The organism is Streptomyces sedi (assembly GCF_006335015.1).
In the GTDB taxonomy this organism is placed as follows: domain Bacteria; phylum Actinomycetota; class Actinomycetes; order Streptomycetales; family Streptomycetaceae; genus Streptomyces; species Streptomyces sedi.
In genome coordinates this window covers 261,382-287,933 of record NZ_VDGT01000002.1, presented here as the reverse complement: position 1 = coordinate 287,933, position 26,552 = coordinate 261,382, and the positions used below count along the sequence as shown (strand labels likewise).

At 72.0% G+C, this 26,552-nt stretch carries 27 protein-coding genes; 18 read left to right on the top strand and 9 right to left on the bottom strand.

The window, feature by feature from the left end; all coding sequences use genetic code 11:
- The first annotated feature begins 4 nt into the window (after positions 1–4).
- From FH715_RS04160 to FH715_RS04140, 6 genes are all read left to right on the top strand, one after another.
- Positions 5–658, top strand: a complete 654-nt coding sequence (locus FH715_RS04160; protein ID WP_139640759.1) for a MauE/DoxX family redox-associated membrane protein — start codon at positions 5–7, stop codon at positions 656–658.
- 2 nt (positions 659–660) lie between these two features.
- Positions 661–1,197: a hypothetical protein gene (locus tag FH715_RS04155; protein ID WP_139640757.1), complete on the top strand. Its 537-nt coding sequence runs from the start codon at positions 661–663 to the stop codon at positions 1,195–1,197.
- Positions 1,197–2,117 carry a peptidoglycan-binding domain-containing protein gene (locus FH715_RS04150; RefSeq protein ID WP_139640755.1) on the top strand — a complete coding sequence of 307 codons (921 nt, stop codon included), beginning with the start codon at positions 1,197–1,199 and terminating at the stop codon, positions 2,115–2,117. The genes FH715_RS04155 and FH715_RS04150 overlap by 1 nt, the downstream gene beginning before the upstream one ends.
- 2 nt (positions 2,118–2,119) lie before the next feature.
- Positions 2,120–2,296, top strand: coding sequence for a hypothetical protein (locus FH715_RS28045; protein ID WP_170184619.1), 177 nt, complete (start codon positions 2,120–2,122; stop codon positions 2,294–2,296).
- A 117-nt stretch (positions 2,297–2,413) separates the two neighbouring features.
- Positions 2,414–2,881, top strand: coding sequence for a hypothetical protein (locus FH715_RS04145; RefSeq protein WP_246108538.1), 468 nt, complete (start codon positions 2,414–2,416; stop codon positions 2,879–2,881).
- 97 nt (positions 2,882–2,978) lie between these two features.
- A complete protein-coding gene (locus FH715_RS04140; protein WP_139640750.1) occupies positions 2,979–3,458 on the top strand; it encodes a GNAT family N-acetyltransferase in 480 nt (159 codons plus the stop codon).
- A 51-nt stretch (positions 3,459–3,509) separates the two neighbouring features.
- Here the strand turns inward: FH715_RS04140 and FH715_RS04135 are convergent, their stop codons facing one another.
- Positions 3,510–4,025 (bottom strand): hypothetical protein, encoded by a 516-nt coding sequence (locus FH715_RS04135; RefSeq protein WP_139640748.1) that lies wholly within the window; start codon positions 4,023–4,025, stop codon positions 3,510–3,512.
- A gap of 465 nt (positions 4,026–4,490) precedes the next feature.
- On the opposite strand from FH715_RS04135, the gene FH715_RS04130 reads away from it, so the two are divergent.
- A complete protein-coding gene (locus FH715_RS04130) occupies positions 4,491–5,690 on the top strand; it encodes a ferric reductase-like transmembrane domain-containing protein (protein WP_139640746.1) in 1,200 nt (399 codons plus the stop codon).
- Complete coding sequence (locus FH715_RS04125) at positions 5,687–6,916, top strand: MFS transporter (protein ID WP_139641026.1); 1,230 nt, start codon at positions 5,687–5,689, stop codon at positions 6,914–6,916. The genes FH715_RS04130 and FH715_RS04125 overlap by 4 nt, the downstream gene beginning before the upstream one ends.
- On the opposite strand, the gene FH715_RS04120 is transcribed toward FH715_RS04125, so the two are convergent.
- Positions 6,898–7,647 (bottom strand): class I SAM-dependent DNA methyltransferase, encoded by a 750-nt coding sequence (locus FH715_RS04120; protein ID WP_139640745.1) that lies wholly within the window; start codon positions 7,645–7,647, stop codon positions 6,898–6,900. The genes FH715_RS04125 and FH715_RS04120 overlap by 19 nt on opposite strands.
- Positions 7,648–7,762: 115 nt before the next feature.
- Positions 7,763–8,284: an SgcJ/EcaC family oxidoreductase gene (locus FH715_RS04115; protein ID WP_139640743.1), complete on the bottom strand. Its 522-nt coding sequence runs from the start codon at positions 8,282–8,284 to the stop codon at positions 7,763–7,765.
- 300 nt (positions 8,285–8,584) lie between these two features.
- Here FH715_RS04115 and FH715_RS04110 point away from each other — a divergent pair, with 300 nt between their 5' ends.
- Entirely contained in the window at positions 8,585–9,550 is a 966-nt protein-coding gene (locus FH715_RS04110; RefSeq protein WP_139640741.1) for a helix-turn-helix domain-containing protein, read from the top strand.
- 97 nt (positions 9,551–9,647) lie between these two features.
- On the opposite strand, the gene FH715_RS04105 is transcribed toward FH715_RS04110, so the two are convergent.
- Positions 9,648–10,256, bottom strand: coding sequence for a TetR/AcrR family transcriptional regulator (locus FH715_RS04105; RefSeq protein ID WP_170184618.1), 609 nt, complete (start codon positions 10,254–10,256; stop codon positions 9,648–9,650).
- 111 nt (positions 10,257–10,367) lie between these two features.
- On the opposite strand from FH715_RS04105, the gene FH715_RS04100 reads away from it, so the two are divergent.
- Positions 10,368–10,718: a hypothetical protein gene (locus tag FH715_RS04100; RefSeq protein ID WP_139640735.1), complete on the top strand. Its 351-nt coding sequence runs from the start codon at positions 10,368–10,370 to the stop codon at positions 10,716–10,718.
- 226 nt (positions 10,719–10,944) lie between these two features.
- Positions 10,945–12,636, top strand: a complete 1,692-nt coding sequence (locus tag FH715_RS04095; RefSeq protein WP_139640734.1) for a glycoside hydrolase family 183 protein — start codon at positions 10,945–10,947, stop codon at positions 12,634–12,636.
- A gap of 37 nt (positions 12,637–12,673) precedes the next feature.
- Here FH715_RS04095 and FH715_RS04090 read toward each other — a convergent pair whose 3' ends face one another.
- Positions 12,674–13,747, bottom strand: a complete 1,074-nt coding sequence (locus tag FH715_RS04090; protein ID WP_139640732.1) for a LacI family DNA-binding transcriptional regulator — start codon at positions 13,745–13,747, stop codon at positions 12,674–12,676.
- 299 nt (positions 13,748–14,046) lie between these two features.
- Here FH715_RS04090 and FH715_RS04085 point away from each other — a divergent pair, with 299 nt between their 5' ends.
- From FH715_RS04085 to FH715_RS04060, 6 genes are all read left to right on the top strand, one after another.
- Complete coding sequence (locus FH715_RS04085) at positions 14,047–15,099, top strand: glycoside hydrolase family 172 protein (protein ID WP_246108536.1); 1,053 nt, start codon at positions 14,047–14,049, stop codon at positions 15,097–15,099.
- A 67-nt stretch (positions 15,100–15,166) separates the two neighbouring features.
- Positions 15,167–16,561 carry an ABC transporter substrate-binding protein gene (locus FH715_RS04080; protein ID WP_139640728.1) on the top strand — a complete coding sequence of 465 codons (1,395 nt, stop codon included), beginning with the start codon at positions 15,167–15,169 and terminating at the stop codon, positions 16,559–16,561.
- Positions 16,558–17,520, top strand: a complete 963-nt coding sequence (locus FH715_RS04075; RefSeq protein ID WP_139640726.1) for a carbohydrate ABC transporter permease — start codon at positions 16,558–16,560, stop codon at positions 17,518–17,520. Before FH715_RS04080 ends, FH715_RS04075 begins: the two co-directional genes overlap by 4 nt.
- Positions 17,510–18,331, top strand: a complete 822-nt coding sequence (locus FH715_RS04070) for a carbohydrate ABC transporter permease (protein WP_139640723.1) — start codon at positions 17,510–17,512, stop codon at positions 18,329–18,331. The genes FH715_RS04075 and FH715_RS04070 overlap by 11 nt, the downstream gene beginning before the upstream one ends.
- 97 nt (positions 18,332–18,428) lie before the next feature.
- Positions 18,429–19,874: an L-fucose/L-arabinose isomerase family protein gene (locus FH715_RS04065; protein ID WP_139640721.1), complete on the top strand. Its 1,446-nt coding sequence runs from the start codon at positions 18,429–18,431 to the stop codon at positions 19,872–19,874.
- Positions 19,871–21,355 (top strand): FGGY-family carbohydrate kinase, encoded by a 1,485-nt coding sequence (locus FH715_RS04060; protein ID WP_139640719.1) that lies wholly within the window; start codon positions 19,871–19,873, stop codon positions 21,353–21,355. The genes FH715_RS04065 and FH715_RS04060 overlap by 4 nt, the downstream gene beginning before the upstream one ends.
- A 149-nt stretch (positions 21,356–21,504) precedes the next feature.
- Here the strand turns inward: FH715_RS04060 and FH715_RS04055 are convergent, their stop codons facing one another.
- Entirely contained in the window at positions 21,505–22,299 is a 795-nt protein-coding gene (locus FH715_RS04055) for an SAM-dependent methyltransferase (RefSeq protein ID WP_139640717.1), read from the bottom strand.
- Positions 22,300–22,501: 202 nt separating this feature from the next.
- Positions 22,502–22,933 (bottom strand): RidA family protein, encoded by a 432-nt coding sequence (locus tag FH715_RS04050; RefSeq protein WP_139640715.1) that lies wholly within the window; start codon positions 22,931–22,933, stop codon positions 22,502–22,504.
- A 245-nt stretch (positions 22,934–23,178) separates the two neighbouring features.
- Here FH715_RS04050 and FH715_RS04045 point away from each other — a divergent pair, with 245 nt between their 5' ends.
- On the top strand, positions 23,179–24,282 hold the full coding sequence (locus FH715_RS04045) for a GlxA family transcriptional regulator (protein WP_246108535.1): 1,104 nt from the start codon (positions 23,179–23,181) through the stop codon (positions 24,280–24,282).
- A gap of 94 nt (positions 24,283–24,376) precedes the next feature.
- Here FH715_RS04045 and FH715_RS04040 read toward each other — a convergent pair whose 3' ends face one another.
- Both FH715_RS04040 and FH715_RS04035 read right to left on the bottom strand, forming a co-directional pair.
- Positions 24,377–25,693 (bottom strand): PP2C family protein-serine/threonine phosphatase, encoded by a 1,317-nt coding sequence (locus tag FH715_RS04040; RefSeq protein ID WP_139640713.1) that lies wholly within the window; start codon positions 25,691–25,693, stop codon positions 24,377–24,379.
- A gap of 205 nt (positions 25,694–25,898) precedes the next feature.
- Entirely contained in the window at positions 25,899–26,516 is a 618-nt protein-coding gene (locus FH715_RS04035) for a TOPRIM nucleotidyl transferase/hydrolase domain-containing protein (RefSeq protein ID WP_139640711.1), read from the bottom strand.
- Positions 26,517–26,552 lie beyond the last annotated feature (36 nt).

Sequence of the window (26,552 nt, the reverse complement as noted above, 5' to 3'; positions counted from 1 at the left end):
CCGGGTGACCACCCTGCTCGCCTCCGTCGCCGCCGGAGTGACGCTGCTGGCGCTGCTCGCCGGCTGCGCCGCGCACCTGAGCCGGCCCCGCACGCTCCCCGACGCGCTCACCGCCCACGGTCTGCTGCCGCGCCGCGCGGTACCGCCGGCCGCCAGGGCCGTCACCACGGCCGAGACGCTGCTCGTGCTGGGCGGCGCCGCCGCCCTGCTGACCGGTGAACGGGGCGCGCTGACCGCGGTGTTGACCGCCGCCACGGCGCTGTTTACCAGCTACGCCCTCTACACCCGCCGCGCCCTGACCAGTGGTCGGGGTGGCCCCTGCGGCTGCTCGCGCACCGAGGTGCCGCTCAGCGGCTGGGTCGTCGGGCGGGCCTGGGCGTTCGCCGGGTCGGCGCTGCTCGGCGCCGCGCTCACCGCGGGGCGGGCCGCACCGCCGGAGAGCGCCGCGCGGTGGACGGTCGTGGCGCTGGCGGCCACCACGCTGACCACCCTGCTGTGGACGCTGCCCGCCGCCATGGTCGCCCCGGACGCCGCCCGGCACGACAACCGCGCCGGCCACGGCGGCCACGGCGGTCACAGCGGTCACAGCGGTCACAGCGGCCAGGCTCCTCCCCCGTCCGCCGCCCGCCGCCTGACCGCCGCCGAAGGAGGCCACTGACCGTGGACTTCACCACCAGCGCCCTGATCCTCTCCTGGGTCGCCATCGCCCTGCTCTCCCTGGTGGTCTCCGGACTGGTCAGGCAGGTTTACCAGCTCTCCAGGGGCGTACCGGTCCGCGCGCCCGGACGGTTGGGCGTCGCCCCCGGCAGCAGCGCGCCGCACGCCGACGAGCTCCTCGCCCCCGACGTGCTCGCCGAGGGCCGCGAGACCCTGTTGCTCTTCCTCAGCGCCGAGTGCCGCACCTGCGCCGAGGTGCTGGCCGAGGCCGGCCGACCGGGCACGGCACCCGCCGTGCGCGCCGTCTACGCGGGCGACGCCCCCGCCTCGACGGACGCGGCGGACGCCGCCGGGGTGCCCGTCACCGAGCGGCGCCCCGACCTCTTCACCGCCTACGACGCGATCGCCACCCCGTTCGCCGTCCTCGTCGGCCCCGCCGGCCATGTCATGCGGAGCGAACCGCTCGGTTCCGCCGCGGCGTTGCGCGAACTGCTCGCCTCCGCCGCACCCCAACGACCCAGCCAGCCGAGGAGCGCGTGATGACCAGCCTCGACCAGGTTCCCCAGCTGCGCCGCGCCGGCGGCGCCGACCGCCCGACGCGCCGCCCCCGCGTCTCCTCGCTGCCGAGCTTCGCCCCGCGGCGGCGCACCGTCCTCCAGTCGGCCACCGTCGTCGGCTTCGCCACGCTCGGCGTCTTCGGCCCGGCGAGGGAGGCGTACGCCGACGGCTACGACATCTGGACCGGCGACTGCCCCTCCTACGCGTCCGAGCACGACTGCTCTCCCGGCTGCGGCCCCAGCACCGTGCACGCCGCCGCCTGCGAGACCAGTGGTCAGTACGAGGGCTTCCACCGCAACGACGGAGTCACCTGGACGCTGCGCCCCAACCAGTGCTACTCCGGCTCCTACGACGGCTGGCTGTGGGCGTTCAGCGGTGCCTGCGGTGCCTGCGGTTGCGGCATCGAACGGCGTTGCCACGACGGCTACTTCAACTCCGGGTCCGGCTGGGTGCGGTCCATCTGCCGCTGGACGACCGACTGCGGCTGCGAGGGCACCGTCACCTGGCCGACGCTCCGCGACGGCTCGCGGGGGCCGGACGTCCACGCCGCGCAACATCTGGTCAGTCACCACGGCTTTACCACCGAGCCGGACGGGATCTTCGGCCCGAACACCGCCTCCGCCGTCGAGGCCTTCCAGGAGGCCTCCGGCCTGACCACCAACGGCACCGTGGACCCGACCACCTGGACCCATCTGGTCGTCACCGTGCGCCAGGGTGACAACGGCGAGGCCGTCAGCGCGGCCCAGCGTCAACTGGTCAAGCACGGCTATCCGTTGACCGTGGACGGCGCGTTCGGGGCACTGACCACCGAGGCCGCGCGGGAGTTCCAGCGCGGCGCCGGACTGACCGTGGACGGCATCGTCGGCCAGCAGACCTGGCGCACCCTCGTCGGCGGGGCCTGACCTTGGACGACGTCGCGGCCGGCCCGGCGACGCCCGCGTGGCGCCGCAGGTCGACCGACCCCGCGGTTCCGGTCCTCGTGCTGGTTCTCGGCGCGGTAGCAACCAGTTGGTATGCGCCGGTGCTGACCTGGACGGTGCTCGGCGGGTTGGCCGGCTACTCGCTCTCCGGCTCCGTTTGAACGCGGAACAGCGCGCACGCGCTTGCCTCGCCAGGTTGGCGGGCCGTACACCGACAGACCACCGTTCTGGGGGTCTTCTCCACCGGGCTGCTGCTCGGCGCCCTGCTCTCCGCGCTCGTGCTGTGGCTTGCCTCCGGGCTGGTCGCGCCGGTCCCCACCGGGTGGCGTGCGGCGGGGACGGTCGGCTTCGCGCTGCTCGCCGTGGCGCGCGACGCCGGGCTGCTTCCCCGTCTGAGGCTGCCGCAGAACGCCCGGCAGGTGCCGCAGGACGTCCTTCAACGTGATCTGGCGCGCGGCGCGCTCCAGTTCGGCTTCGAGATGGGCACCGGCGTCCGCACCTACGTGTCGGCGAGCCTGCCGTACGCCCTCGCCCTCGCGGTGCTGCTGGCCAACGACGCGGGGGTGGCGCTGCTGGCCGGCCTCGGCTTCGCGCTGGGACGGGCGGCCACCCCGACGCTGCGGTTCGCGTCCGGCACGGGCGAGGAGTGGGACGACCGGCTGATCGGCCGCCTCCCCCTCCTCACCACGGGCGCGGCGACGGCGGCCACGGCGGCGTGGACGGTGCTGGCGCTGCGCGCCTGGTAGCCGGGCCGGGCGGGAACGGCGGGGGCGTGCACGCCCGCGCCCGGGTCGGGGCCGCTTCCCGGCGGGACTGTCAGTGCCGCGTGGCAGACTCCGGCGCATGGTCGAACAGACGGTGTACGCACCCGAGGTGCGATTGCGGGAGGTCGAGGACGCCGACCTGGAGGTCTTCCTCGCCCAGGAGCACGATCCGGAGGCCGCGCGGCGGTCCCGCTTCCCGCCCCGGGAGCGGGACCGGTTCCTCCGGCACTGGCGCACCAACGTCCTGGGCGCCCCCGGGGTGTTCGTGCGCGCGGTGACGGTCGACGGGCGGCTGGCGGGGAACGTGGTGGCCTGGTGGGACGGCGAGCGCCGATTCCTCGGGTACTGGCTGGGGCGCGAGTTCTGGGGGCGCGGCGTCGGCACCCGAGCGGTGGCGCTCTTCCTGGAGCGGGAGCGACACCGGCCGCTCCACGCCGACCCGCATGTGGGGAACGTCGGCTCGGTGCGCCTGCTGGAGCGGCTCGGCTTCCGTGAGGCGGGTCGGGAGGGCGAGGGGGAGGAGGCGCACGTGCTGCTGGTGCTGGACGGGGAGGGGTGACCGGGCGCCGGGACTGAGGGGGCGCACCCGCGGAGGCGCGTTGCCGCCGGGTCAGCGCGTGGGCTCGGGGGTGGACAGCGTCCGCCGGGTGGCTTCCGTGCGGAGGCGTTCCAGGAGGTGGGTCTGCCGTTCGGCCCTCGTGAGGAGCATCCGCACCTCGGCCGCACGGCCGGTGGCCGCGATCCGCGGCAGTACGGCCAGGGCACGCCACAGCGCGGCCTTGCCCTGCACGCCCAGCAGCATGGCCTCCAGTTCGACCACGTCGCGGGCCTCCGCCGTGCGCAGCAGCCGCCCGTTGGGCTTCAGTCGGCCGAGCCGTTCGGCGAGGGCGGCGCCGAGCGCCAGGGAACGGCGTGACGGGACGCCCAACTCCCGCATCAGCGCGCGCAGTCGGGCCCGGTCGTCGCGCACCTCGGCCGCCAGGGCGGCCAGTTCGCCGGCCGTCCCGGAGGCGGGGCGGTGGCGGGCCAGTCGCCGGGCGAGCGCCACGCCCGCCGTGGCGCCGGCGAGGTGGTCGTTGAGGTAGACGGTCAGCGCCCGGCCGGGGTCCGGGTGGGAATCGGCCACGTCGTTCACTCCCTCCGCCGTGGCGGGCCGGGTACCCCGCCGCGGCGGGCCCAACCCGACCGTCCGGGATCTCGCGCGCCGCGGCGGCCCACAGGGAACGGGAGAACGAAAAGGGATGCCGTTACCGAACGCTTCCCGGGCCGCATTCGAGCCGTTTTCAGGCGGTTATCGATTTCCCCCCGTCGTATGCGGGACCCGAAAAGTTCCCGACCTTCTCCGACTTTCTCATTCTTTCTTCTCCGCCGCCCTGCGGGTCGCCGCTCTCGGGGATCATCGCAGACGAAGGCGGGTGTGGGGCCGCGTCGACGTAAGGCGCCCAGGAAATTGCGGAACCCTCCACTTCGTCTTCCCCGTCGCGCACATCGTCGTTATTCTTCAGGACCGGGAGCGTGGGGCCACTTGTCGCCGCCGGTCGCCCTTCACCGAGGGACGCGGCGGTGTGCCACTGGAAACTGGAGTTGTGTGATGGCTGAGGTCTCCGAATCGGCACCGTCCTCCGCCCCGGGGGCGAGAGGGCGCCGTACCGGGTTCGACTGGGCGGGGCTGCGCGCGGATCTGCGGGGGGCGGTGCCGGACGCGTCGTTGGCCCTGGTGCTCACGCTGTTGATCTACTGGCTGCTCTACGCCCGTGTGGAGAGCGGCGCCTCGGCGACGGTCAAGATCATGCCGATGTTGGCGGACGCCGACAAGTACTGGATGTACTGGATGTGCCAGGCGTTCGGCTGGTCGGCGATGTTGTGGGCGTATATCACCGTTGTCTTCGGGCTGATGCGCTCCGGGCCGCGACCGCGCTGGCGCTGGTTGTCCGCGACGCGACTGGAGAAGTGGCACAGGACCACCAGCCTGACCACCATCGGGCTGATGTTCATGCACGCGTTCTTCTTCTTCACCGACCAGATCAGGGACAACCAGACCCGCTGGTCGTTCGGGCGCAGCGTGTGGACCGCGTTCGTCGACTCGTTCGTGCCGGGCGGCTACGCGACCGGGACGGGGCAGGTCGCGATACTCGTCGGGCTGCTCGCGCTCTATCTGGCGCTGCCGCTGGGCCTGGCGTTCTATCTGCGTAACCGCACGGGCTCCCGGATCTGGCTGGCGCTGCACCGGTTCGTCATCGTGGTCTACATCCTGTCCATCTGGCACACCCTGCTCTACTCCAGCCAGGCGTGGTTCGACGGGCCGTTCCGCACCATGGTGTGGGCTCTTCAACTCCCGCTCGCCGGGCTGCTGTTGTGGCGGCTGATGTCGCCTGCCCGGCCGGGTGAGCGGCTGCGTTCCCGCAGGGACCACGCCGTGCCGTTCGGCGCGCGGCTGGCGGGGCGGATCGTGGTGGGGGCGACGCTGGTGGGGCTGGTCCTGGTCATCGTCACCGGAGTGGACGGTGGCCGTTCACCGGACGGGGCGGCGGCAGCACCGTGGCCTGACCAGTGGGTGCTCTGGTCAGGGCTACTGGTCTTCACGGTGGCCGTCGTGGTCACCGTGCTGCGGCTGCGTGGCCGCGCCAGGCGCCCCTCGGGCGAACGGTCGACCGCGCCGGTCACCGAGGCAGAGGCCGAGGCAGAGGTCGAGGCCGGGACCGCGCCGGTGGCCGGGGACGGGACGGAGACGGAGACGGGGGCCGGGACGGAGACCGGGGAACGTTCGCCGAGCCCGGTCGACCCGCGCTGAGCCCGCGCGCGGCGGCCGAGGCGCCAGGCCCTGGGCGCCTGCTCTCCGGCTCCCCGCTCGCCCTGCTGGTCGGCGGGTTCCTGGTCAACGTCGGCACGTTCGCTGTCTATCCGTATCTTGCGGTGCTGCTACGGGACCGGCTGGGCGTCGGAATGGCGGCGGTCGGCGTGGTGTTGGGCGTCGCCACGCTGGTGCAGTTCGCGAGTGCGCCCCTCACGGCGGCGTTGGCCGAACGCATGGGGCTGCGGCGGGCGTTGGTGCTGGCCACCGCGCTGTACACGGCCGGCGCGCTGACCTATCTGGCGGGGGTGCGGGTCCCCGCGCTCACGGTGGTGGGGCTCTTTCTGAGCTGTGCGGCGGGCGCGCTCTACTCGCCCGCCTTCCGTTCCGCAATGGTACGGACGGGGGGCGCGGCGGAGCGGCCCCGGCTGGTCTCGGCGGGCAACGCGGCGGGGAACCTCGGCATCGCGCTGGGGCCGGTCGCCGGGGCGTTCTTCCTGCATCGACCGAGCCTGCTCTTCGGGGTGACCAGCGTGCTCTACACGCTGCTCGCGGCCGGCCATCTGGCGCTGCGGCCGGACTCGGAGCCGGGGCGCGCCCCGGAGGCCGAGCCGTTCCGCCGGATGTTGCGCGGACTGGCGTGGGTGCCGTTCACGGTCACGGTGGTCACCCACTACCTTTACATGCAGTTTTACCAGTATCTGTCGGTCTATGTGACTGGCCGGTTGCCCACCACGGGCTATGGACTGGTCATGATGGGCTACTCGTTGGGACTCGCCGTTCTCCAGCCGCTGCTGGCCTCCCGGGTGGGAGCGGTCCGGCACACGGCGGCGATGGGGGTCGGCTTCGGCTGCATGGCGGTGGGGCTGGGGGCGTTCGCCACCGGGGGGCCGGTGGGGATCGCGGCGGGAGCCGCCGCGTTGAGCCTCGGCACGGCGGTGCTGTTTCTGAAGAACGACCTGGAGGCGATCGCGCTCTCCGATCGATCGGTCACCGTCACCTTCGGGCAGCAGCGACTGGCCGTCGGCGTCGGCGCGCTGCTCAGCGGGGTGGTGGGCGGCGCCCTGTACGGGGCCTTCGAACGCGCGGGCGCCGCCGAGGCGTTCTGGCTGAGCGCCGCCGCGCAGTGCGTGGCGCTGCCCCCGTTGGCGCTGCTGCTGGGCCGTCGGCTGGCCCGGCGCCGTCGGCCGGGCTCGACCAACCCCGTTCAGCGGGACGGCTTCTGATAGACCGTCACATACTCGCCCTCGCCCCGGAAGGGTTCGCGGTGCCATCCGCCCCAGCGGTGAAGGCGTTCGAGCCCGGCCAGCCGGGCCATCAGGTCGAGTTCGCTCGGCCAGGCGTAGCGCATAAACGCGGGTGCCAACTTGATGCCGCCTTCGGTGATCAACACGTGCTGCCCCTCGAAGCGTTGCTCCACCGGGTCGTGGCGGACGGCGGTGAGCCGCACATGGCCGAGCCCGACCTGGTGCGCCGCGACCCGCTGGTCACGGTCGTAGCGCGCGACGTCGGGCATCGGGCACTCCAGCACGAAGCGCCCGCCGGGCAGCAGGCGGCGGGCGACGTTGGCGAAGCACCGGACCTGCTCGTCCTGGGACATCAGGAAGAAGAAGGTGGAGAAGACCACGAAGACCATGGCGAAGGAGGCGTCGGTCTCGGGCTCGACGTCCGCCATGTCGCCTATGGTGACGGGCACTTGGTCGCCGCCCGGCTTGGCGCGGAGGCGTTCCACCATCGCCTCCGAGGCGTCGATGCCCCACAGTTCGACGCCGCGCGCCGCCAACGGGAGGGTGACGCGCCCGGTGCCCACGGCCAGTTCGAGCACCGGGCCCTCGGGACCCTCGTCGATGAGCTCGGCCAGCCCGCGCACGGCGTCGGTGGGGTCGTTGGCGGAGTGCCACTCGTCGTACACGTCGGCGTTCAACTCGCCGTAGGTATCCGGGCGCAGGGGGTCCATCGTGGGTTCCTCTCCGGTCGGCTCCGTGGTCGCGCGACGACGTCGCACCCCACAGGTCGGGCGGGTGGCCCGGGAAGTTCCCGGCCCACCCGCCCGTTTCCCCGCGGTGGGAGGGTCAGCCCTCGGGCATCGCCGACGAGTGGTGGTTGACGATCCTCCACTCACCGGTGGCCTCGTCCCGCTCGTAGACGAAGGAGTAGCGGGCGGCGACGTCGGCGACGGTCCCGGTCTCCGGATCGGTCAGCGTGAAGGTGTAGGCGCCGGAGTCGACGGCCGCGTCGGGGCCGAGGAGCTCGACATAGGACTCGTTGATCTGGCCGACGGGCTGCTGGGCGAGGAAGTGCTCGAAGTAGTCGACGATGCCGTCGCGGTCGGTGCGTATGACGTTCGACTGCGTCGGTTCCAGGACCGCGTTCCCCGCGTACAGGTCGGCGACGGCCTCCGGGTCGCCGGTGGCCAGCGCGTCGTTCCAGTCCTCGAAGAGGTCGCGGATCTCCTGCTCGTCGGCGGGCGCGGGGTGGTGGGCGCTCTCGGAGTCGCCGCCGGACTGGGCGACCGCCACCCCGGTCAGCAGAGTGCCCGCGGCGGCCGTGGCGAGGATGGCCTGAACCGCTCGGGTGCGATGAAGGGTCTTCATGCGGTCAAATGTTGCTTGTGCATGGTCAAAACAAGGACAAGCAAGCCACCGAAGAGGGCAAAGCTTCTACTTGTTTGCGCCAACGGGAAGTTGACATCCCTTTACCCTTCTCGGCCGCCTCCTCGGCCGCCTTGCCCGGGCGGCGCCCCGCACCTGCCTCTCGTCCGGTTCCGGCCACGCGGGAACGGGCCGGGCGCGGGGCATTCGCGGCCCCGCGCCGCCCGTGAGACGAGGGCATGTCACGCGGCCCGACGTGCCGCGCTTGAGTCTCCACCCGCTGGAAGGTGAAAGGTCGTGTCCGTGAGCGATCACGACAGGCGACAGAAGTCTCGTGAGCGGAACGAACGTGACGAACGGGAGGAGCTCCTCACGATCGGCGCGCTCGGGCGCCGGACCGGGCTGCCGGTACGCACGATCCGCTTCTGGTCCGACATCGGCGTGGCCCCACCCGTGGGCCGCTCCACGAGCGGCTACCGACTGTACGACGCCGGGGCCGTGGCCCGGCTGGAGCTCGTCCGCACGCTGCGGGACCTCGGCTTCGACCTGGAGACGGTCCGCCGGGTACTGGCGAGCGGGACAACGGTGCGCGAGGTGGCCGCGACCCATCTGCGGGCGCTGGACGCGGAGATCCGCGCGCTGCGGATCCGGCGCGCTGTGCTGCGGTGGATCGCTCAACACGGCAGTAGGACCGAGGAGATGAGACTCATGCACGAACTGGCCAGGATGTCGGCCGACCAACGGCAGCGCATCATCGACGACTTCGTTCACGAGGTCTTCGACGGGGTGCCCCCGACGTCACCCGGAGCCGGAATCGCGGAGGCGATGCGCGCCCTGCCGGCGGAACTGCCCGCCGATCCCACCTCCGAGCAGCTGGAGGCGTGGGTGGAGCTGGGGGCACTCGTGCGGGACGAGGCGTTCCGCCGCCGCGTCCGCGAGATGGCCGTGGCGGGGACGCGGGCAGGACCGGCCGCGGAGCCGTCGGGGCCCGACCCCGCGCGCGTCCAGGAACTCGCGGGCCGGGCCGTCCGGGAGGGAACCGACCCCGCATCCGACGAGGCGAGGGCCGTGCTCGACCAACTGGTCAGCCCGGAGCTGTCCACTGGTGAACGTGACGAGCTGGCTGACCAGTTGGCCACCTTTACCGACGGAAAGGTGGAACGGTACTGGCAGCTGCTGGGCGTCCTCAACGGCTGGCCGGCCCGCGCGCCCGCGGTCCCCGCCTTCGAGTGGCTGATCGCGGCGCTGCGGGCCCGCCCCGCCGCCTGACCGGAGGCGGGCGACCGGCCGGCCGGTCGCCCGCCTCGCCGTCCGACCGGTAGCGGGCCGCCTCCCCGTCCGACCTGGGCGGACGCGCCGAACGGCCTCAGGGAGTCGCCGCGCGCGCCAACGCCGAGGAGAACAGGGCGACGGAGGCGTGCGCGGCCTCGTCGTCGCGCGCGCTGAGCCAGGCGGACGTGATCCCGATCGAGGCGGCGACCAGCGCCTCGGCCAGCGCCCGCGAGTCGACGGACAGCCGACCGGCGCCGTCCTCCTCCCAGCGGCGGAGCATCTGGTCGACATGGTCGACATAGGTGGTGTGCTCCCGGCGCGCCACGTGCGCGAGGGCCGGCGTGCGCGCCGCCATGTCCGTCAACTCGGCCGACAACAGGTGGTATTCGGGATCGGAGCGGACATGGTCCAGTAGGGCGCGCAGCGCGGCGGCGATGCTGGTCTCCATGTCCCGGGTCTCGGCCAGGGCGTCCCACACCTGGCCGAGAGAGGCGTTCAACTCGCGTTCCAGCAGGGCGGCGAAGAGCTCGTCCTTGGAGCGGAAGCAGTAGTGGAACGCGCCCTGCGGCAGACCGGCCCGGTCGGCGACCGCCCGCGTGCTGGCCGCTCCGATGCCGCCCTCGCGCATGACCTCGACGGCGGCGTCCAGGAGCTGCTCGCGCCGTTCGGCCGCCGAACGGTGCTCTCGTGTCCTGCGTGTCATCCGGCGCCTGTCTCCACAGACCACCACGCATCCGGCAGTCAACGGCGACGGCCGCCATGGACCGCGGCAGCCGGGGAGTACGACGGGCCGAGAGCGGGAAGCGGTGCTCACATGGGCTCGTTCCTCCTGAAACTCGTCGGCGGCGTCGGACAAACCCATCACTATCTGGTCGTCATCGACGGCGGAGCCCGCCAGACGTACCTGCTCCTCGACACCCGCCGCCGCGAGGTCGTCCGGGCGTCGGCCGAGGGCACGCCCACGGGGGATCAGCGGTTCGCGCTGGACGGCGAGGCGTCACCGCGGGAGGCGTCGTCGCAGGAGCCGCCCGGCGGAACCATGTCCCCGGCCGTCGAGCCGTCACCGCTCAGCGACGAGGAGTTCTCCCTACTGGCCGTCCACCTCCGTGGGCGCTGGCTACGCGACGGGCAACCACCCACCACGGTCGTGAAGTACTTCTACTGACCGGCCGGCGCCCACGCCAGCCCGGGTCCGCACCGCGCCGTCCTCGTCGTCCCGTCGTCCCGCATCCGCGCGACGAACACCGGCCGGCTCTCCGACTCCGAGTCGACGCCCCTGGAATCGATTTCCTCCCGGGGGCGTCCAAAGCCTTGACTCACCCCCGCAAGCCTCTTACCTTCCCCTGAAATCGATTCCAAACGCCCGCCACCCCACCCCCCGGAGGCAGTTGATGCGCAGAAGTACCGGGACCCGCCTGGTGCTGTCCCTGAGCCTGTGCGGGGTGCTCACCGCCACCGTGCTCGCGTCCAGCCAGGCGGCACCGCCCAGCGGCGACGGCGCCGCGGCGCGCTCGGACGCCCCCGCGAACGCCCCCGTAGGCGACTTCTTCTCCACCGTCGACATCGACCCCGCCGCCACCGTCGGCGCCCCCTCCGTCGGGGACAACGTCAACCACGGCGACCTGTGGCCCAACTGCTGGGCCGATGACGACCACGTGTACACCGCCTACGGCGACGGCGTCGGCTTCGGCGACGTCTACAGCGACATCGGGGTCGCCCGAATCACCGGGACACCTGGTCAACTGACAGGTGAACAACTGGCCACCGAGGTCAGCCAGGCGTGGACCCCCGAGCACTCCCGCAAGCCCACCGGCATGGCCTGCGTGGACGGCGACCTCTATCTCGCCGTCCAGGACCTGGCGTTCGACTTCAACGACGCCCCGGCCGCCACCATCGCCCGCTCCACCGACAAGGGGCAGACCTGGGAGTGGGACACCGAGGCGCCGATGTTCGGCGACGGGGTGTTTACCACCGTGATGTTCCTGGACTACGGCAAGGACTACGCCAACGCGCCGGACGACTACGTCTACGCCTACGGACTTGACCACAACTGGCGCGACTCGTTCAACGACCGGGTGCCCGACCCGGTCGACCTGTACCTCGGCCGGGTGCCGAAGGACGCCGTGACGGACCGCGGCGCCTGGGAGTTCGTGAGCGGCACCGACGACTCGGGCGAGCCCACCTGGTCGGCCGACATCGCCGACCGTTCGCCGGTGCTCCACGACGACCGGCACATCTACCAGGACGTGTTCGGCGAGGGACGGGTGGAGAACACCACGGTCCTCAGCCAGGGCGGCGTCGTCTACAACGAGGGGCTCGACCGCTACCTCTACACGTCGTGGACGGAGTACACCTTCGAGTTCTACGAGTCGCCGACGCCCTGGGGCCCCTGGGAGCGCTTCGACTCGCGGGACTTCGGCGGCTATCCGTGGCCGACGACCAAGCACGGCGGCTACGGCGTGACGATCCCGTCCAAGTACATCAGCGAGGACGGCCGTTCGATGTGGATACAGTCCAACGTCTGCCCCTGCGGCGGGGGTTTCCCGCCGGGCGAGCACTGGGCCTACACCTACTCGCTGCGCCAGATGCACGTCGAACCGCGGGTCGAGACGGAGCCGGAGAACGCGGCCGACCCGGCGCACAACCTGGCGACGGAACCCGGCACCACGGGCGTCGAGCGCGCGATCCACTTCGGCGGGCCCTCGGTCTACAACGACGGCGAACTGACGGCCAGTCAGGACGACTGGAACGACGAGCGGAAAACCGAGAGTTGGTGGGGCTACACCTGGCCCCGGGAGTACACGGTGGACCGGGTCGTCTACACGACGGGTGAGATGTTCGGGGACGGCGGCTGGTTCACCGACGCTCCCCGCGTCGAGGTGCGGCAGGACGGTGTATGGACGGACGCGGGCGCGGTGACGGTGGAGCCGCCGTACCCGGGCGACGCCTCGGCGGGGCCGAACCGTTCCTACACGCTGACCTTCCCGGAGACCGCGGGCGACGGGGTGCGGGTGATCGGCGCGCCCGGCGGCGACCGCACGTTCACCTCCATCGCCGAGCTGGAGGTCTACTACGGCGGCTGAGCGCCGCACCGCGTGGGCGCTCCGGGCGCCGTTCCCGCTATCCGAGCGGGGACGGCGCCCGGAGGCGCCCCTGGCCCTCGGCGTCGTCGTGCGGGCCCCCGGTGCTGTCGCGGACGCTCAGCCCGGTGCGCAGCACCACGGTCTGAAGCGCCTTCTCCGAGCCGGCGATGCGTTCCTGGAGCAGCTTGGCCGCCGTGAAACCCAGCTCGTAGGAAGGGAGTTCCACAGTGGTCAGGCTTGGCCTTACCAGTCCTGCCCAGGGCACACCACCGAAGGAGAGCACCCCGAACTCCGGCGGTGTCACCCCCGCTTCGCGCAGCACCTCCAGCGCGCCCACGGCCATCAGGTTGTTGGCGACGAAGACGGCGTCCGGCGGGCGTTCCATCGCCAGCAGGTCGGCCATGGCGGCCCGGCCGCCGCCGACCTTGAAGTCGGCGTAGCGCACGTAGGCGGTCAGCGGGTCGTCGCCGTCCTCGGGGGTGAGCGTGCCGTCGGCGAGCGCGTCGCGGAGCGCGGAGCGGTAGCCGGCCAGTCGTTCCTCCGAGGTGGAGGCGCCCTCGGGCCCGGTGACGCAGGCGATCCGCCGGTACCTGGCGCGCAGCAGGTGTTCGGTGGCGGCCTCGCCCCCGTACTGGTTGTCCACCAGTACGGCGTCCACGAGGGCGCCGCGCGGTCTACGGTCCACGGCCACCGCCGGCATCCCGCGGGCGGCGAGCGGGGAGAGGTCGGTCTGGGTGCGGGAGGCGGCGGCGACGATGACTCCGGCCATCTGCTCGGCGAGCGCTATGCCGAGGTAGCGGCGCTCCTTGTCGATGTCCTCGTCGGTGTTGCACAACACCACGGAGAGGCCCGTCTGCTGGGCGGCGTCCTCGACGCCGCGCGCCAGCGAGGTGAAGAACGGGTTCTCGATGTCCGGAATGAGCAGTCCTATGACGCTGCCACGTTGCTTACGCAGCGACTGGGCGACGCGGTTGGGCTCGAACCCCAGCTCGGCCGCGGCGCGTCGCACCCTCGCCGCGCGCTCGGGGGTGACCCGGCCGCCGTTGAAGACCCGCGAGACGGTGGCCGGCGAAACGCCAGCGGCCCGAGCCACATCCGTGATGGTCGTCATACGCTCCGCATCCCCACCCCCGGTTCGCCGACCGGGCTCTTGACACCGCTGTAGGGCGACCCTATGTTCGCGTGAAAAGGATTTCAAGCGCAGCCGTTCAAGCTCACCGGAGCCGAGGGTGACCGCCCAACTCGGACCAGTGTTTTACTGCTAAAACACCGCGCGACACTCTCAGTTCCACTTGAAATCGATTTCAAATCCGGGGGCTTGACGCCCTATCAAACGGTCCAAGGGGTGACCTACCAACGATGACGCACCTGGGAGTTGGACTCGACGGGCTGGCCCAGCGGAGCCGGGCCGTGACCCGGTCCATCAGCGCGGAGAACTTCACCGGCGCGAAGGGCGCGGGCGGCAGGGCCGACGAGGGAACGGGCGCCCGCGCGGCGAGCCTGCTGGGGCGGGGGTGGAAGGTCTCCCCCAGCATCGAGATCGCCCCGGGCGAGACCGCCACCCTGGCCGACATCCAGGGCCCCGGCAAGATCACCCACATCTGGTGCACCACGGCCCCGCACCGGGCCTGGCGCGGCACGCTGCTGCGGATGTACTGGGAGGGCGAGGAGGAGCCGGCGGTCGAGACCCCGCTCGGCGACTTCTTCTGCAACGGCTGGAACACCTTCAGCCAGGTCTCCTCGCTGCCGGTGGCCGCCAACCCCAACGGGGGTTTCAACGCCTACTGGCCGATGCCGTTCCGCGACGCGGCGCGGATCACCCTGGAGAACCTGTCGGCCGAGACCGTCACGTTGTACTACCAGATCGACTACGAGCTGTCCGACGAACGGAACGAGGACACCTCCTGGTTCCACGCGGTGTGGCGGCGCAGCCACCCGGTGCCGGCGGGCGAGACGCACACCCTCCTGGAGGGCGTGCGCGGCGCCGGGCACTACGTGGGCACCTATCTGGCCTGGGGTGTCAACAGCCCGGGCTGGTGGGGCGAGGGCGAGGTGAAGTTCTATCTCGACGGGGACGACGCGTACCCGACCATCTGCGGCACCGGCACCGAGGACTACTTCGGCGGCGCGTGGAACTTCGACATCACCGGCGAGGGGTACACCGCGTTCTCGACGCCGTACCTCGGGCTGAACCAGATCCTGCGTCCCGACGGGCTGTACCTGAGCCAGCAGCGGTTCGGGATGTACCGCTGGCACATCCCGGACCCGGTGCGGTTCGCCGAGGACCTGCGGGTGACCGTGCAGAGCCTGGGCATCGGCCCCGGGCACCACAACGGGCTGCCGCACCGGTACCGGCCGACCAGCGACGACATCGCCTCGACCGCGCTGTTCTACCTGGACGCGCCGAGCGCTCCGGGGGCCAGGCCGCCCGCGCCCGGCCTGCTGGACATCGAAGTGGACTGAACGACCCGTCCCGGGCGGAGCCGCCGCCCGGGACCTCTACCGACACCTAAGGACAGGAGCACGGACCATGCTCCAGCACGACAACGTTGTCGCGCGCACCGGCCGACCACCCGGCCGCGCGCCCGGTCGGGGCGCCTCCCGCCGGGGCTTCCTCGCCGGGGCGGCGGGGGTGGCGACGGCGGCGGCCTCTCCGGCACTGCTCACGGGGTGCGGCTCGGGTGGTGGCAGCGGGGGGAAGCTGACCTTCTGGAACCAGTACGCCCCCCAGAGGACCGAGGACCCGGCCGTGCAACGGCAGTCCCAGTGGTTTATCGACCTGGTTGACCAGTGGAACGCCACGCACGACCGGCAGATCGAACTGGTCTTCATCCCCAACGCGACCTACACGGACGGCGCCAAGCTGCCGTCCGCGTTCGCCGCCGAGTCGGGGCCGGACATCTTCCTGATCTCCCCCGGTGACTTCCTCCGTTACTACAACGGCGGGGTACTGACCGACCTGACCCCGTACATGGACCGGGAGGCGATCGCGGACTACGGCGACTCGCTGGAGACCCGCACCGTGGACGGCAGGGTCTACGCGCTGCCGATGGAGGTGGAGCCGCTGGCGATCTACTACTCGGTCTCCGCCTTCGAACGGGCCGGTCTCTCCGAGGGGGACATCCCCACGACCTGGGACCAACTCCTCGACGTGGGCGACCGGTTGCGCGGGAACACACGCGCGGGGCTGGCCTTCGACACCGAGCCCGGTTACTACCAGAACTTCACCTGGTACCCGTGGATGTGGCAGGGCGGCGGCGAGGTCTTCGCCGAGGACGGCTCGGTGACCGTGAACTCACGCGCCACCCGGCAGGCGCTGCAACTCTGGCAGGACGCGGTCCAGTTCGGCATCGCCCCGCGCACCATGCCGGCGGCGGGCGACCTGTTGAACGCCTTTCAGGGGGACAACGTCGCGATGTGGCAGTCCGGCATCTGGGAGGTCGCCAGCTTCCGCGCCCACGCGCCGGACTTCGAGTACGGCGTCTTCAAGCTCCCCGTCCCGGAGGGTGGTTCCTACGCGACGGCGATGGGCGGCTGGGCCTTCTGCGCCAACGCGCAGGGCAAGGACCCGGAGTCGGCGGCCGAGTTCTGCGCCTGGGCGCTGGGGACGATGGACGAGCGCTGCATCGACCGGATGGTCGACTGGTGCACCGTGGCCAAGACGGACATGGCGCCCCGGGAGTCCGTGCTGGAGCTGGGCGAGGCGTCCGGCGGCTACGACTTCTGGGCGATGAAGAAGTTCCGCGACGAGATCTTCCCCGGCGGGCGGGGCGAGCCGCGTTACCCGCCGGTGGTCTACAAGGCGCTCTCCGACGCCATCCAGGGCTCCATGCTCGCGGGCCGCGACGTGGCCGGCCAGGCGGAGCGCGCCGAGGCCGCCATCCAGGCCTACGTCAAAAGCTATGAGGGGGCGAGTCTCATATGAGCGAGACCATCGCGCCCGAGGCGCGCACGGACGCCCCAGGGGGCGCGGAGCCGCGTCGCCGGGAGCGTCGGCGGCTGAGCAGGAAGCACCGCGAGTGGGTGGCGGCCGGGCTGTTCCTGGCGCCGGACGTGATCGGGCTGCTGATCTTCGTCGCCGTCCCCATGGTGCTCTCGATCGCCCTGGGCTTCTTCCAGGTGAGCGGCTTCGGTTCCTACACCTGGGTCGGGCTCGGCAACTACGAGCGCATGATGAACGACCCGCTGTTCTGGGACTCGATGCGCATCACCGGGCTTTACGTGGTGGTGCTGGTCCCGGTGCTGTTCTGCGTGAGCCTGGGGCTCGGGCTGCTGATCAAGCAGAAGCTGCCCGGCATGGCGGTCTACCGCACGGCGCTCTTCCTGCCGTATGTCATCAGCCTGGTCGTGGTGGGCCTGCTGTGGAAGTTCATGCTGGACGACCAGGTGGGCGTCGTGAACCGCGCGCTGCGTTCGCTCGGCATGGAGGGCGAGTCCTGGCTGGGCGACCCCAAGTTCGCCCTGTTCTCCGTCATCGCCGTGATGGTCTGGGTGATGATGGGGTACTACATGATCATTTTCCTGGCCGGCCTCCAGGACATTCCCGCCGAGTACTACGAGGCGGCCCGCATCGACGGCGCCGGCCCCTGGTCGACCTTCCGCAACATCACCTGGCCACTGCTCCGCCCGACCAGTTTCTTCGTGCTGCTGATGTCGACCGTCGCCGCCATCACCGGCGGACTCGACCTGATCTTCGTGCTGACCAACGGCGGTCCCGCCAACGGCACCTCGCTGGCGATCTTCTACATCTACCAACAGGCGTTCGGCTTCGGCGAGTACGGCTACGCCTCGGCCATGGGCTCGTTCCTGGTGCTGATCATGGTCGCGTTCTCCGCGGTGATCTTCGCGGTCACGCGCGGCGGGAGGTTCGACAATGACAGCTGAGAACCGCGCCAGGCGCACCGGGCTGACCGTCGTCGCGATCGTGCTCTCCGCGATCACCGTCTTCCCCGTGCTGTGGATGGCGACCTCCTCGCTCAAGCCGCGCGACAGCGTCACCGACGGCCAACTCATCCCGCGTGAGGTGACGTTCGACAACTTCGTCTACGTCTTCACCGAGGTGCCGTTCGCCCGCTACATGTGGAACAGCTTCTTCATCTCGGCCGTGATCACCCTCGCGGCGCTGCTCTTCCACTCGATGGCGGCCTACGCGCTGGCCCGGCTGAAGTTCCCCGGGCGCGAGCCGATCTTCCTCTCGATCTTCGCGACGCTGCTCGTCTCCGCGCCCGTGGTGCTGATCCCGCTCTTCCTGGTGGCCAAGGAACTGCACCTGCTGGACAGTTACGCCGGCCTGATCATCCCCGCCATCTTCAACGCGTTCGGCATCTTCCTGCTGCGCCAGTTCTATCTCGGCTTTCCGCGCGAGATCGAGGAGGCGGCGATCGTCGACGGCGCGGGCCACTGGCGGATCTACTGGAGCATCGTGCTTCCCATGTCGAAGCCGATCCTGGCCGCGTTGACCGTCTTCTTCTTCCTGGCCAACTGGAACGCCTTCGTCTGGCCACTGGTCGCGACCAGTAGCGAGGAGCTGACGGTCGTCCAGCTCGGCATCGCCTCCTTCCAGACGCAGTACGCGTCCAGTTGGAACTACATCCTGGCCGCGGCCACCGTCGCGGCGCTCCCGATGCTGGCGCTGTTCTTCGCCTTCCAGCGCCAGATCGTCGAGTCCATCAAGACCTCGGGCATGAAGTCCTGACGCCCGACACGCCACGGCGCCCCACGACGGCGCCGTGGCGTGACCGCCCACACCGACGCGTCACGCGTCGTTCAACCCCCGCGGAGGAAAACGCACCATGGCACGTATCGGCCTGCTCTCCCTCTCCGACGGCCGCGACTTCGTCCACCGCGACGTCACCGACCACATCGACCGCGCCGGCCGCGAACTGGCCGCCGTGCTCACGGCGGCCGGTCACGAGGTGATCACCGCGCCCGAGCAGGTCAGCACCAACGCACTGGCCACCTCCCAGGCCCGTTGGCTGGCCGACCAGCACCCCGACCTCACCGTGATGCACCACTCGGTGTGGACGTTCCCGCACTTCACCATGCTCGCCGCCGAGGCCACGCCGGGGCCGTTGCTGCTGGTCGCCAACATCGACCCGCAGTTCCCCGGCATGGTCGGGATGCTCGCGGGCGGCGGCGGTCTCGACCAGATCGGGCGGGTCCACTCCCGCGCCTGGGGCGACCTGAAGGACCCCGCCGTCGTCACGCGCATCCTCACCCAGGTCCGGGCCGCCGCCGCCGTGCAGGGGCTGCGCGGCTCCACCTTCGGCCGGATCGGCGGCCGACCCATGGGCATGTACACCGCGGTCGCCAACCCTGACCAGTGGATGAGCCAGTTCGGCGTGGACGTCGAGGAGATCGACCAGTGGGAGATCGTCCGCCGCGCCGACAACGCCGACCCCGCGCGGGTCCGCGCCGGACGCGAGTGGATCGAACGCCACGCGGCGGGCGTCCACTACGACGGCAAGCAGCTCACCCCCGAACTCTTGGAGCGTCAGATCCGCTCGTACTACGCGATGCGCGAGCTGATCGACGAGTGGAACCTCGACTTCTCCGGCATCAAGGGTCAGCCCGAACTGACCACGCACTTCTGCACGATGGACGTCGCCGAGGCGTTCCTCAACGACCCCTACGACTGGGAGGGGCCGAAGGCCACCCATGTCACCGCCACCGAGGCGGACATGGACGGCGCGCTGACGATGCAGCTGCTGAAGCTGCTCACCGGCGACCCGGTGCTCTTCGCCGACGTGCGGCACTACCACGCCGACCGCGACCTGTGGGACCTGTGCAACTCGGGTCAGCACGCCACCTGGTACGCCGCACGTTCCGACGACCCGGCGGAGAACCTCTCCCGCGTCAACTTCCACCCGGAGGTCTTCTACTTCCCCGCCGGCGGCGCCTCCGTGCAGCACCTCGCCGCGCCGGGCGACCTGACGTTCGCCCGGCTGACGCGGCTGGACGGCGAGTACCGGATGCAGGTGACGCGCGGCAGCCTGGAGACCTACGACGACGCCACCAACGAGCGGCTGATGCGGGCCTCCACCTACGAGTGGCCGCACGCGTTCGCCCGACTGGAGGCGCCCGCCGAGGAGTTCCTCGGCCGCTTCGGCTCCAACCACCTGCACGCCGTGCCCGGCGACCAGGTCGACGCGCTGCGCGCCGTCTGCCGGCTGCTGGGCGTGCGCTGGGACGGCTTCGGCACGGCCGCCGGCCCCGAGCAGGCGAAGGAGCGGGTGTGACCCTGCTGCTCGGCATCGACATCGGCACCTCCGCTTCGAAGGGCGTACTGGTGCGCCCCGACGGGGAGTTGGTCGCCCAGGCCACCCGGGGCCACGTCACCGCGACGCCGCGCCCCGGGTGGGTCGAGCACGACGCGCTGGACGTGTGGTGGGCCGACTTCCTGGCCCTCACACGGGAGTTGCTCGACCGGGCGGCCGGCGAGGAGATCGCCGGGGTCGGCGTCAGCGGCATCGGCCCCTGTCTGCTGCCGGCCGACGCCGACGACAACCCGCTCCGTCCGGCGATCCTCTACGGCGTGGACACCCGCGCCGGCCGGCAGATCGCCGCGCAGCACGCCCGCTACGGCGAGGAGACGGTACTGGCTCGCTGCGGCTCGTTGTTGACCAGTCAGGCCGTCGGTCCGAAGCTGGAATGGGTGCGCGAGGAGGAGCCCGAGGTCTGGGCGGCCACCCGCCGCTGGTTTATGGCCACTTCCTTTCTGGTAAAGCGGTTGACCGGCGCCTACGTGTTGGACCACCACTCCGCCAGCCAGTCAACGCCGCTCTACGATCCGGCCCGGGGGGCCTGGATCGAGGAGTGGTGCGAGGAGATCGCCCCCGGCATGGAGTGGCCGCGGCTGCTGTGGCCGGGCGAGGTCGCCGGCGAGATCACGCCGGCCGCGGCCGAGGCGACCGGCCTGCCTGCCGGCACGCCCGTGGTGGCAGGCACCGTCGACGCCTGGGCGGAGGCCACGGCCGCCGGGGTGGGCGCGCCCGGCGACCTGATGCTCATGTACGGCAGCACGATGTTCCTGGTCAACGTCGTCGGCACGCCGAAACCGACACCCCTGATGTGGACCACCAGGGGCGTCTTCCCCGGCACCTCCTGCCTGGCCGGCGGGATGGCCACCTCGGGCGCGGTCACGGGCTGGCTGCGGGACCTCACCGGCGCGGCGTTCGAGACCCTGGTCGAGGAGGCGGACGCGGCGGGACCTGGCGCCGAGGGGCTGGTGATGCTGCCGTACTTCGCCGGCGAACGCACGCCGGTCTTCGACCCCGACGCGCGGGGCCTGGTGCTGGGGCTGACGCTCCGCCACGGGCGGGGCCATCTGTACCGGGCGGCGCTGGAGGGCACGGCGTTCGGCGTGCGGCACAACCTGGAGGTGATGGCCGCGTCCGGCGGGGAGCTGGACCGGCTGGTGGCCGTCGGCGGCGGCGCGCGCGAGCTGTGGACGCGGATCGTCTCCGACGTCACCGGCCGGCCGCAGGAGATCCCGCGCCACACCATCGGCGCCTCCTACGGCGACGCGTTCCTCGCGGCCGTCGGCACCGGTCTGGCCGGCGCCGGCGACATGGCGGCGTGGAACCCGGTCGCGCACACCGTGGAACCCGACCCGGCGGCGGCGGAACGGTACGACCGGCTCTACCGGATCTACCGGGACCTGTACCCGGCGACCCGGGACGCGGCCCACGCGCTGGCGGCGGAGCAGTTGGGCGCGTAGGCCCTCAGGCGAGGGGGGCGGAGCGGGGGCGACGGCGGTCGCGGGGTGGTGAGCGGCGCGCCGTCGGCCACGGCCAGGGCCGTGGTGGCTCGCGCCGTTCCCCGCGCCCCCGTTTCCGGGGGCGCGGGGAACGGCGCGAAGTGGTCAGGTCACCTCTTGTAGGCCACCGCGCCGTACTGGTGAACCTCCTCGGGGAGGCCGAGCGCCAGCGTGTCGGGGCGCCAGCGGGAACAGGAGACCAGTCCCGGCTCCAGCAGCTCCAGGCCGTCGTAGAACGGCCGGAACTCCTCCGGGTCGCGCAGGATGTACGGCACGGGTGCCTGCGCGTTGTAGCCCTCGATGGCGGCCACGTAGTCCTCGCTGGTGCTGGTGCTGTCGTAGTGCACCAGATAGCTGCCGGGCGGCAGCCCCTCGACCAGTCGGCGGGTGAGGGAACGCGCCTCCTCGATGTCCTCGATGTGGCCGAGGATGCCCATCAGCATCAGCGCGGTCGGGCGGGAGAGGTCGAGATGCTCCGCCGCCCGTTCCAGGATGACCTCCGGCTCGCGGATGTCGGCCAGCAGATAGCGCGTGGCGCCCTGCGGGCTACTGGTCAACAACGCCCGCGCGTGGGCGATGACCAGTGGGTCCTTGTCCACGTAGAGGGTGCGCGACTCCGGCGCGACGCGCTGCGCGATCTCGTGGGTGTTGTCGACGCTCGGCAGCCCGGTGCCGATGTCGAGGAACTGCCGCACGTCGGTCTCCTCCGTCAGGTGGCGCACCGCGCGGGCGAGGAAGTAGCGGGCGGCGCGCGCGCCGAGGGTGATGCCGGGGAAACGCGCCTCGAACGCCCGGCCGGCCACCCGGTCCACCTCGTAGTTGTCGCGCCCACCGAGCCAGTAGTTCCAGATCCGGGCGGAGTGCGGCACCGTCGTGTCGATGGCGTCACCGGTGTTCTCGTTCATGAGCTGCCCTTCCTGAAGACTGCTTCGCACGGTCGCCGCGCCGGGCCGCATATGCCAGGCGGGCCAAGTGGCGATTATGCGCACGGAGTTGGCACACAAGCACGACACGGGGGCGGTTTCTCGCTCGGTGTCGCGGACCGAACGAGCCGGTCGTCCCGGTCGGCCCGGCCGCGCCGGGCCGCGCCGGGCCGACCGGGACGCCTCAGACCCTGGCGACGAACCTGACCTCGACCAGCAGCTCGGGGAAGGCCAGCCGCGACGCACCGATCACCGTACTGGCGACCCGCGGGTCGGGCCGGCCGTAGGCCGCCTTGCGCACCGGCCCACCGGAGGCGTGGATCTGGTCCAGGTCGACGGCGTAGATCACCTCCTCGACGACATCGTCCAGGGAGGCGCCGAAGCGCCCCAGCAGCTCGGCCGCGTTGGCGTACACCTGGCGCAGCTGCTCCCCCGTGTTGGCGGTGTCGGTGACCCTCCCCGAGTCGTCGAGAGGCGCCGGCGCGACCAGCGTCTCCCCGTCGTGCGAAACCTGCCCGGAGAGGTAGATGGTGTCCCCGCGCCGCACCGCCTGCACGTAACCGTGCCCCTCCTCCCAGGGCACGCCCCAGCTCTCGACCCGCTCGGCACCGCTCATCGTTCTTCTCTCCTCGCCTTCGGTGCGCCCTGCACGCACACTCGGACGCTATGCGGCGGTTCCGGGGCGAAACAGCCCCGGCCGTGCCAACCGCGGCAAGGATCGTGCCATCGGGCCCGTTCGTAGACTGGTCAGCTCGGGACGGCACGGAAAGCCGCACCGGAACTGGTAAGACGAACCGGTAAGTCGAACCGGTATACGAGCTGGTAAGCGAACTGGACGGCAGAACGGGAGAGGGACGCGCGTTGAGCACCACGCCGAAGCGAGCGAAGGACACGGAGGTCGCCATCCTCGCGCTGCCCCGCGCCTATGCCCTGGACGTCAGCATCGCGGCGCACGTCTTCGGCCGCCATCCCGGCTACTCGGTCGCCATCTGCGGCGATCCCGCCCCGACTCGCCGCGCCGGCACCGGCACCGGCACCGGGGGCGCCGACACCGGCACCGACACCGAGGCCGGCTTCGACACCGGGGACCGCGTCGAAGCCGCCGCGGAGGAGCGCGCGGCAGAGGAGGCGTCCGCGCGCGATCTCGCCGCGCAGCTCGGCCCCACCCGGCCGCTCGCCGACGCGACGCGCGCCGACATCGTGGTGGTACCGGGCTACGACGAGCCCGAACTCCCGGTCGCCGAGGCGGCGTTGACCGTTCTGCGGGCGGCGGTGGCGCGCGGGGCGCGGGTGGTCGCCGTCTGCACCGGCGTCTTCGCGCTGGCGGCCAGCGGGGCGCTGGACGGGCGCACGGCGACGACTCACTGGCGCTACACCGACCGGCTGCGGGCGCTGCGGCCGGAGGTCGACGTCGTGGAGAACCGACTGCTCGTCGAGGACGGCCCGTTCGTCACCTCGGCCGGCGCCGGGGCCGGGATCGACGCCTGTCTGCACGTGGTGCGCACGGACTTCGGCAGCTCCGCCGCGGACGGAGTGGCGAAGGAGGTCGTCTCGCCCGCGCTCCGCCACGCCGACGAGCCGCAGTACTCGCGGGTGCCGGCGCCGGGCCGCGCGAACCTGCGCGCGACGCGGGAGTGGGCGATCGCACACGTGGCGGAGCCCCTCACCGTGCAGCGGCTGGCCGACCACAGCCTGCTCTCGCGCCGGACCTTCGTGCGGCGGTTCACCCGTGAGACGGGCCTGCCGCCGATGCGCTGGCTCGCCCTCCAACGTCTGCACCACGCGCGGCGGCTGCTGGAGACCTCGGACTGGTCGATCGAACGGGTCGCCGGCGCCGCCGGGTTCGGCAGCGCCGCGAACTTCCGGGCGTTCTTCCGGCGGGAGTTGGGCATCACCCCGAGCGCCTACCGCGGGCAGTTCGTCGAGGCGGAGGAGTCCCTGGCCGGGCCGGGCCCGGCGGCGTGACCCGGCCCGCGTTCCCGCTTCCCGCCGCCGACCGCCGGCCCGCGAGCCGCTGACCTCGCACGCCCGGCCGGCGGAACGGTCCCCGCCGCGCGGGTCAGCCCGGCCCGTCGTGGGCCAGTCGCAGGACGACCAGCGCCGTGTCGTCCTCGGTGCCCTCCGGGGGCAGCAGGTCGGCCAGCAGCGCCTCGGCCAACTCCTCGGCGGGCGCGGTGCGATGGCTCGCCAGCGAGTCGGCCAGCCGAGCCAGGCCGCGGTCGATGTCCTCGTCGCGCCGTTCCACCAGCCCGTCGGTGTAGACGACCAGCACGTCCCCCGGCTCGAAGGCGACGCGGCCCTCGATCGTGGCCCCGCCCTCGGGGAGCAGGCCGAGGGGCGGGTTGGTGGCCCGGTCGAGCACTTCCACGGTCCCGTTCCGGCGGGCGAGCAGCGGTGGCAGGTGACCAGCGCTGCTGTAGACCAGTCGACTCGCCAACCAGTCGACCTGGATACTGACCGCGGTGGTCGACTCGGCGCCGGGGACGGAACGCGAGTAGATGTCGATGATGTTCAACGCCGCGGCCGGCGGGGTCGCGGCCCTGGCCAGCGCACTCAACGCGCTGCGCAACTGGCCCATGACGCCCGCCGCTTCGAGCCCGTGACCGACGACGTCGCCGACCACCACCGACGAGTGGTGGGAGTCGACGTCGATCAGGTCATACCAGTCACCGCACACGTTCATCGTGGCACTGGCCGGCTGGTAACGAACGGCGGCGTCCCGCGGCGCGATGAGCTCGGGGGTCGGCAGCATCGCCCGTTGCAGCTCCATGGCGACATGCCGCTCCCGCGAGTGCGCCTCGCGCAGCCGCTCGTTGGTGTGCTGCAACTCGTCAGCTCTGGCCAACAGGTCGGACTCCTGCCGGGCGCTCCCGTTGGCCTGGCGGCGGTCTTCACCTGCCCGCTCCTCCCCGCGCGCGCCGCCCGTTCCGTCGCGCTCGTCCCCTTGCCGGCCCTCCGGACCACTGGTGAGAACCAGTCGGGTGACCTCCTCCAACCTGTTGAGCAGCAGCCGCACCTCGCCGTCCGGGCCGAGCACCGGGGCGTTGACGATGCTGAAGTACCGTTCCGTCCAGCGCCCCGAGCCCTCCTCCGGCTCCACGTCGTAGCGTTGGACGGCCATCACGTCGCGCTTGCCGGTGGCCAGTACGCGCTCCATCGACCGCCGCAACCGGCGCACGCCGCTGGGGCGTTCACTGTTCGGCTGGTCGGGGAACGCCTCGTAGGCGAGGCGGCCGACCACCTGCTCGCGCGGGCGGCCGGCCAGCTCCAGATAGGCGTCGGTCACGTCGACGAACCGCAGCTCCGTGGTGAGCAGCGCGAGCGGCGTCGGCGCCGCCCTGAAGGCCGCCCGGTAGTCGATCTCCGGCTCCGTCATCCTCGTCCGCCCCGTGTCGCTCGGTACCCGGACCCGCCGTCCGGTGGCGTCACAGTAGGGCGCCGGGCCGCGCCCCTTCCCGCGCGCACAACGGATGCCACGGCAGGTCACACGGACGGCCCCGGGCCCGGCACCCCCGGGGCCGGGCCAGGCAGCGGGGCGGGACCGGAGACGGGTGCGGAGACGGGGGCCGAGACCAGCGGGGTCAGAGGCGGGCGAGCAGGTCGTCGAGGGGCGCGGGGACGCGGTCGGGCTCCAGGGCCTCGACGAGCGCGCGGCCGTAGTGGATCTTGCGCCCCTTCCTGGTGCCGAGGAAGCGCCGCAGCCGCTGCTGGTCCGTGCGGTCGCGTTGCGCGGGTTGGCGCAGAAACGTCTCCAGTGGTCGCTGGTCACCTTCCGACCTGACCAGTTCCTCGACGCGCCGCACCCCCAGCGCGCGGATCAGCTCGTCCTCCAGGTCGGCCACGCAGACGAAGATGTCCCGTTCGTCGGCGCCGGCCCGCCCCAACGCGCGTGCGTAGTAGGGCCGTTCGGCCTCGTCGCAGAGGCCGGTCAGCCGCAGCCCGAGACCTGAGGGGCCGAGAAGGTCGACAAAGCGCCCCACGCTCATCGCACCGCCCATCGGCAGCACGCACACGCCCTCGGACGGCAGGTCCCGGCCCCGCCGTTCGGTCAACGCGTCGACCGCCGCAGTGTCGCTGGGCCCCTCCACCAGCACGACCGTCCGCACGTCGAGACGGCCGACCAGGGCGGCGGCTGGCTCGCCGGGCCCGCCCGCCGCCCACGCGACGACCGCTTCCCTGAACGCCCCCATGTCAGCCATGGCACGAGTCTGTGCCCTCGGCGGCCGGGGCGGTAG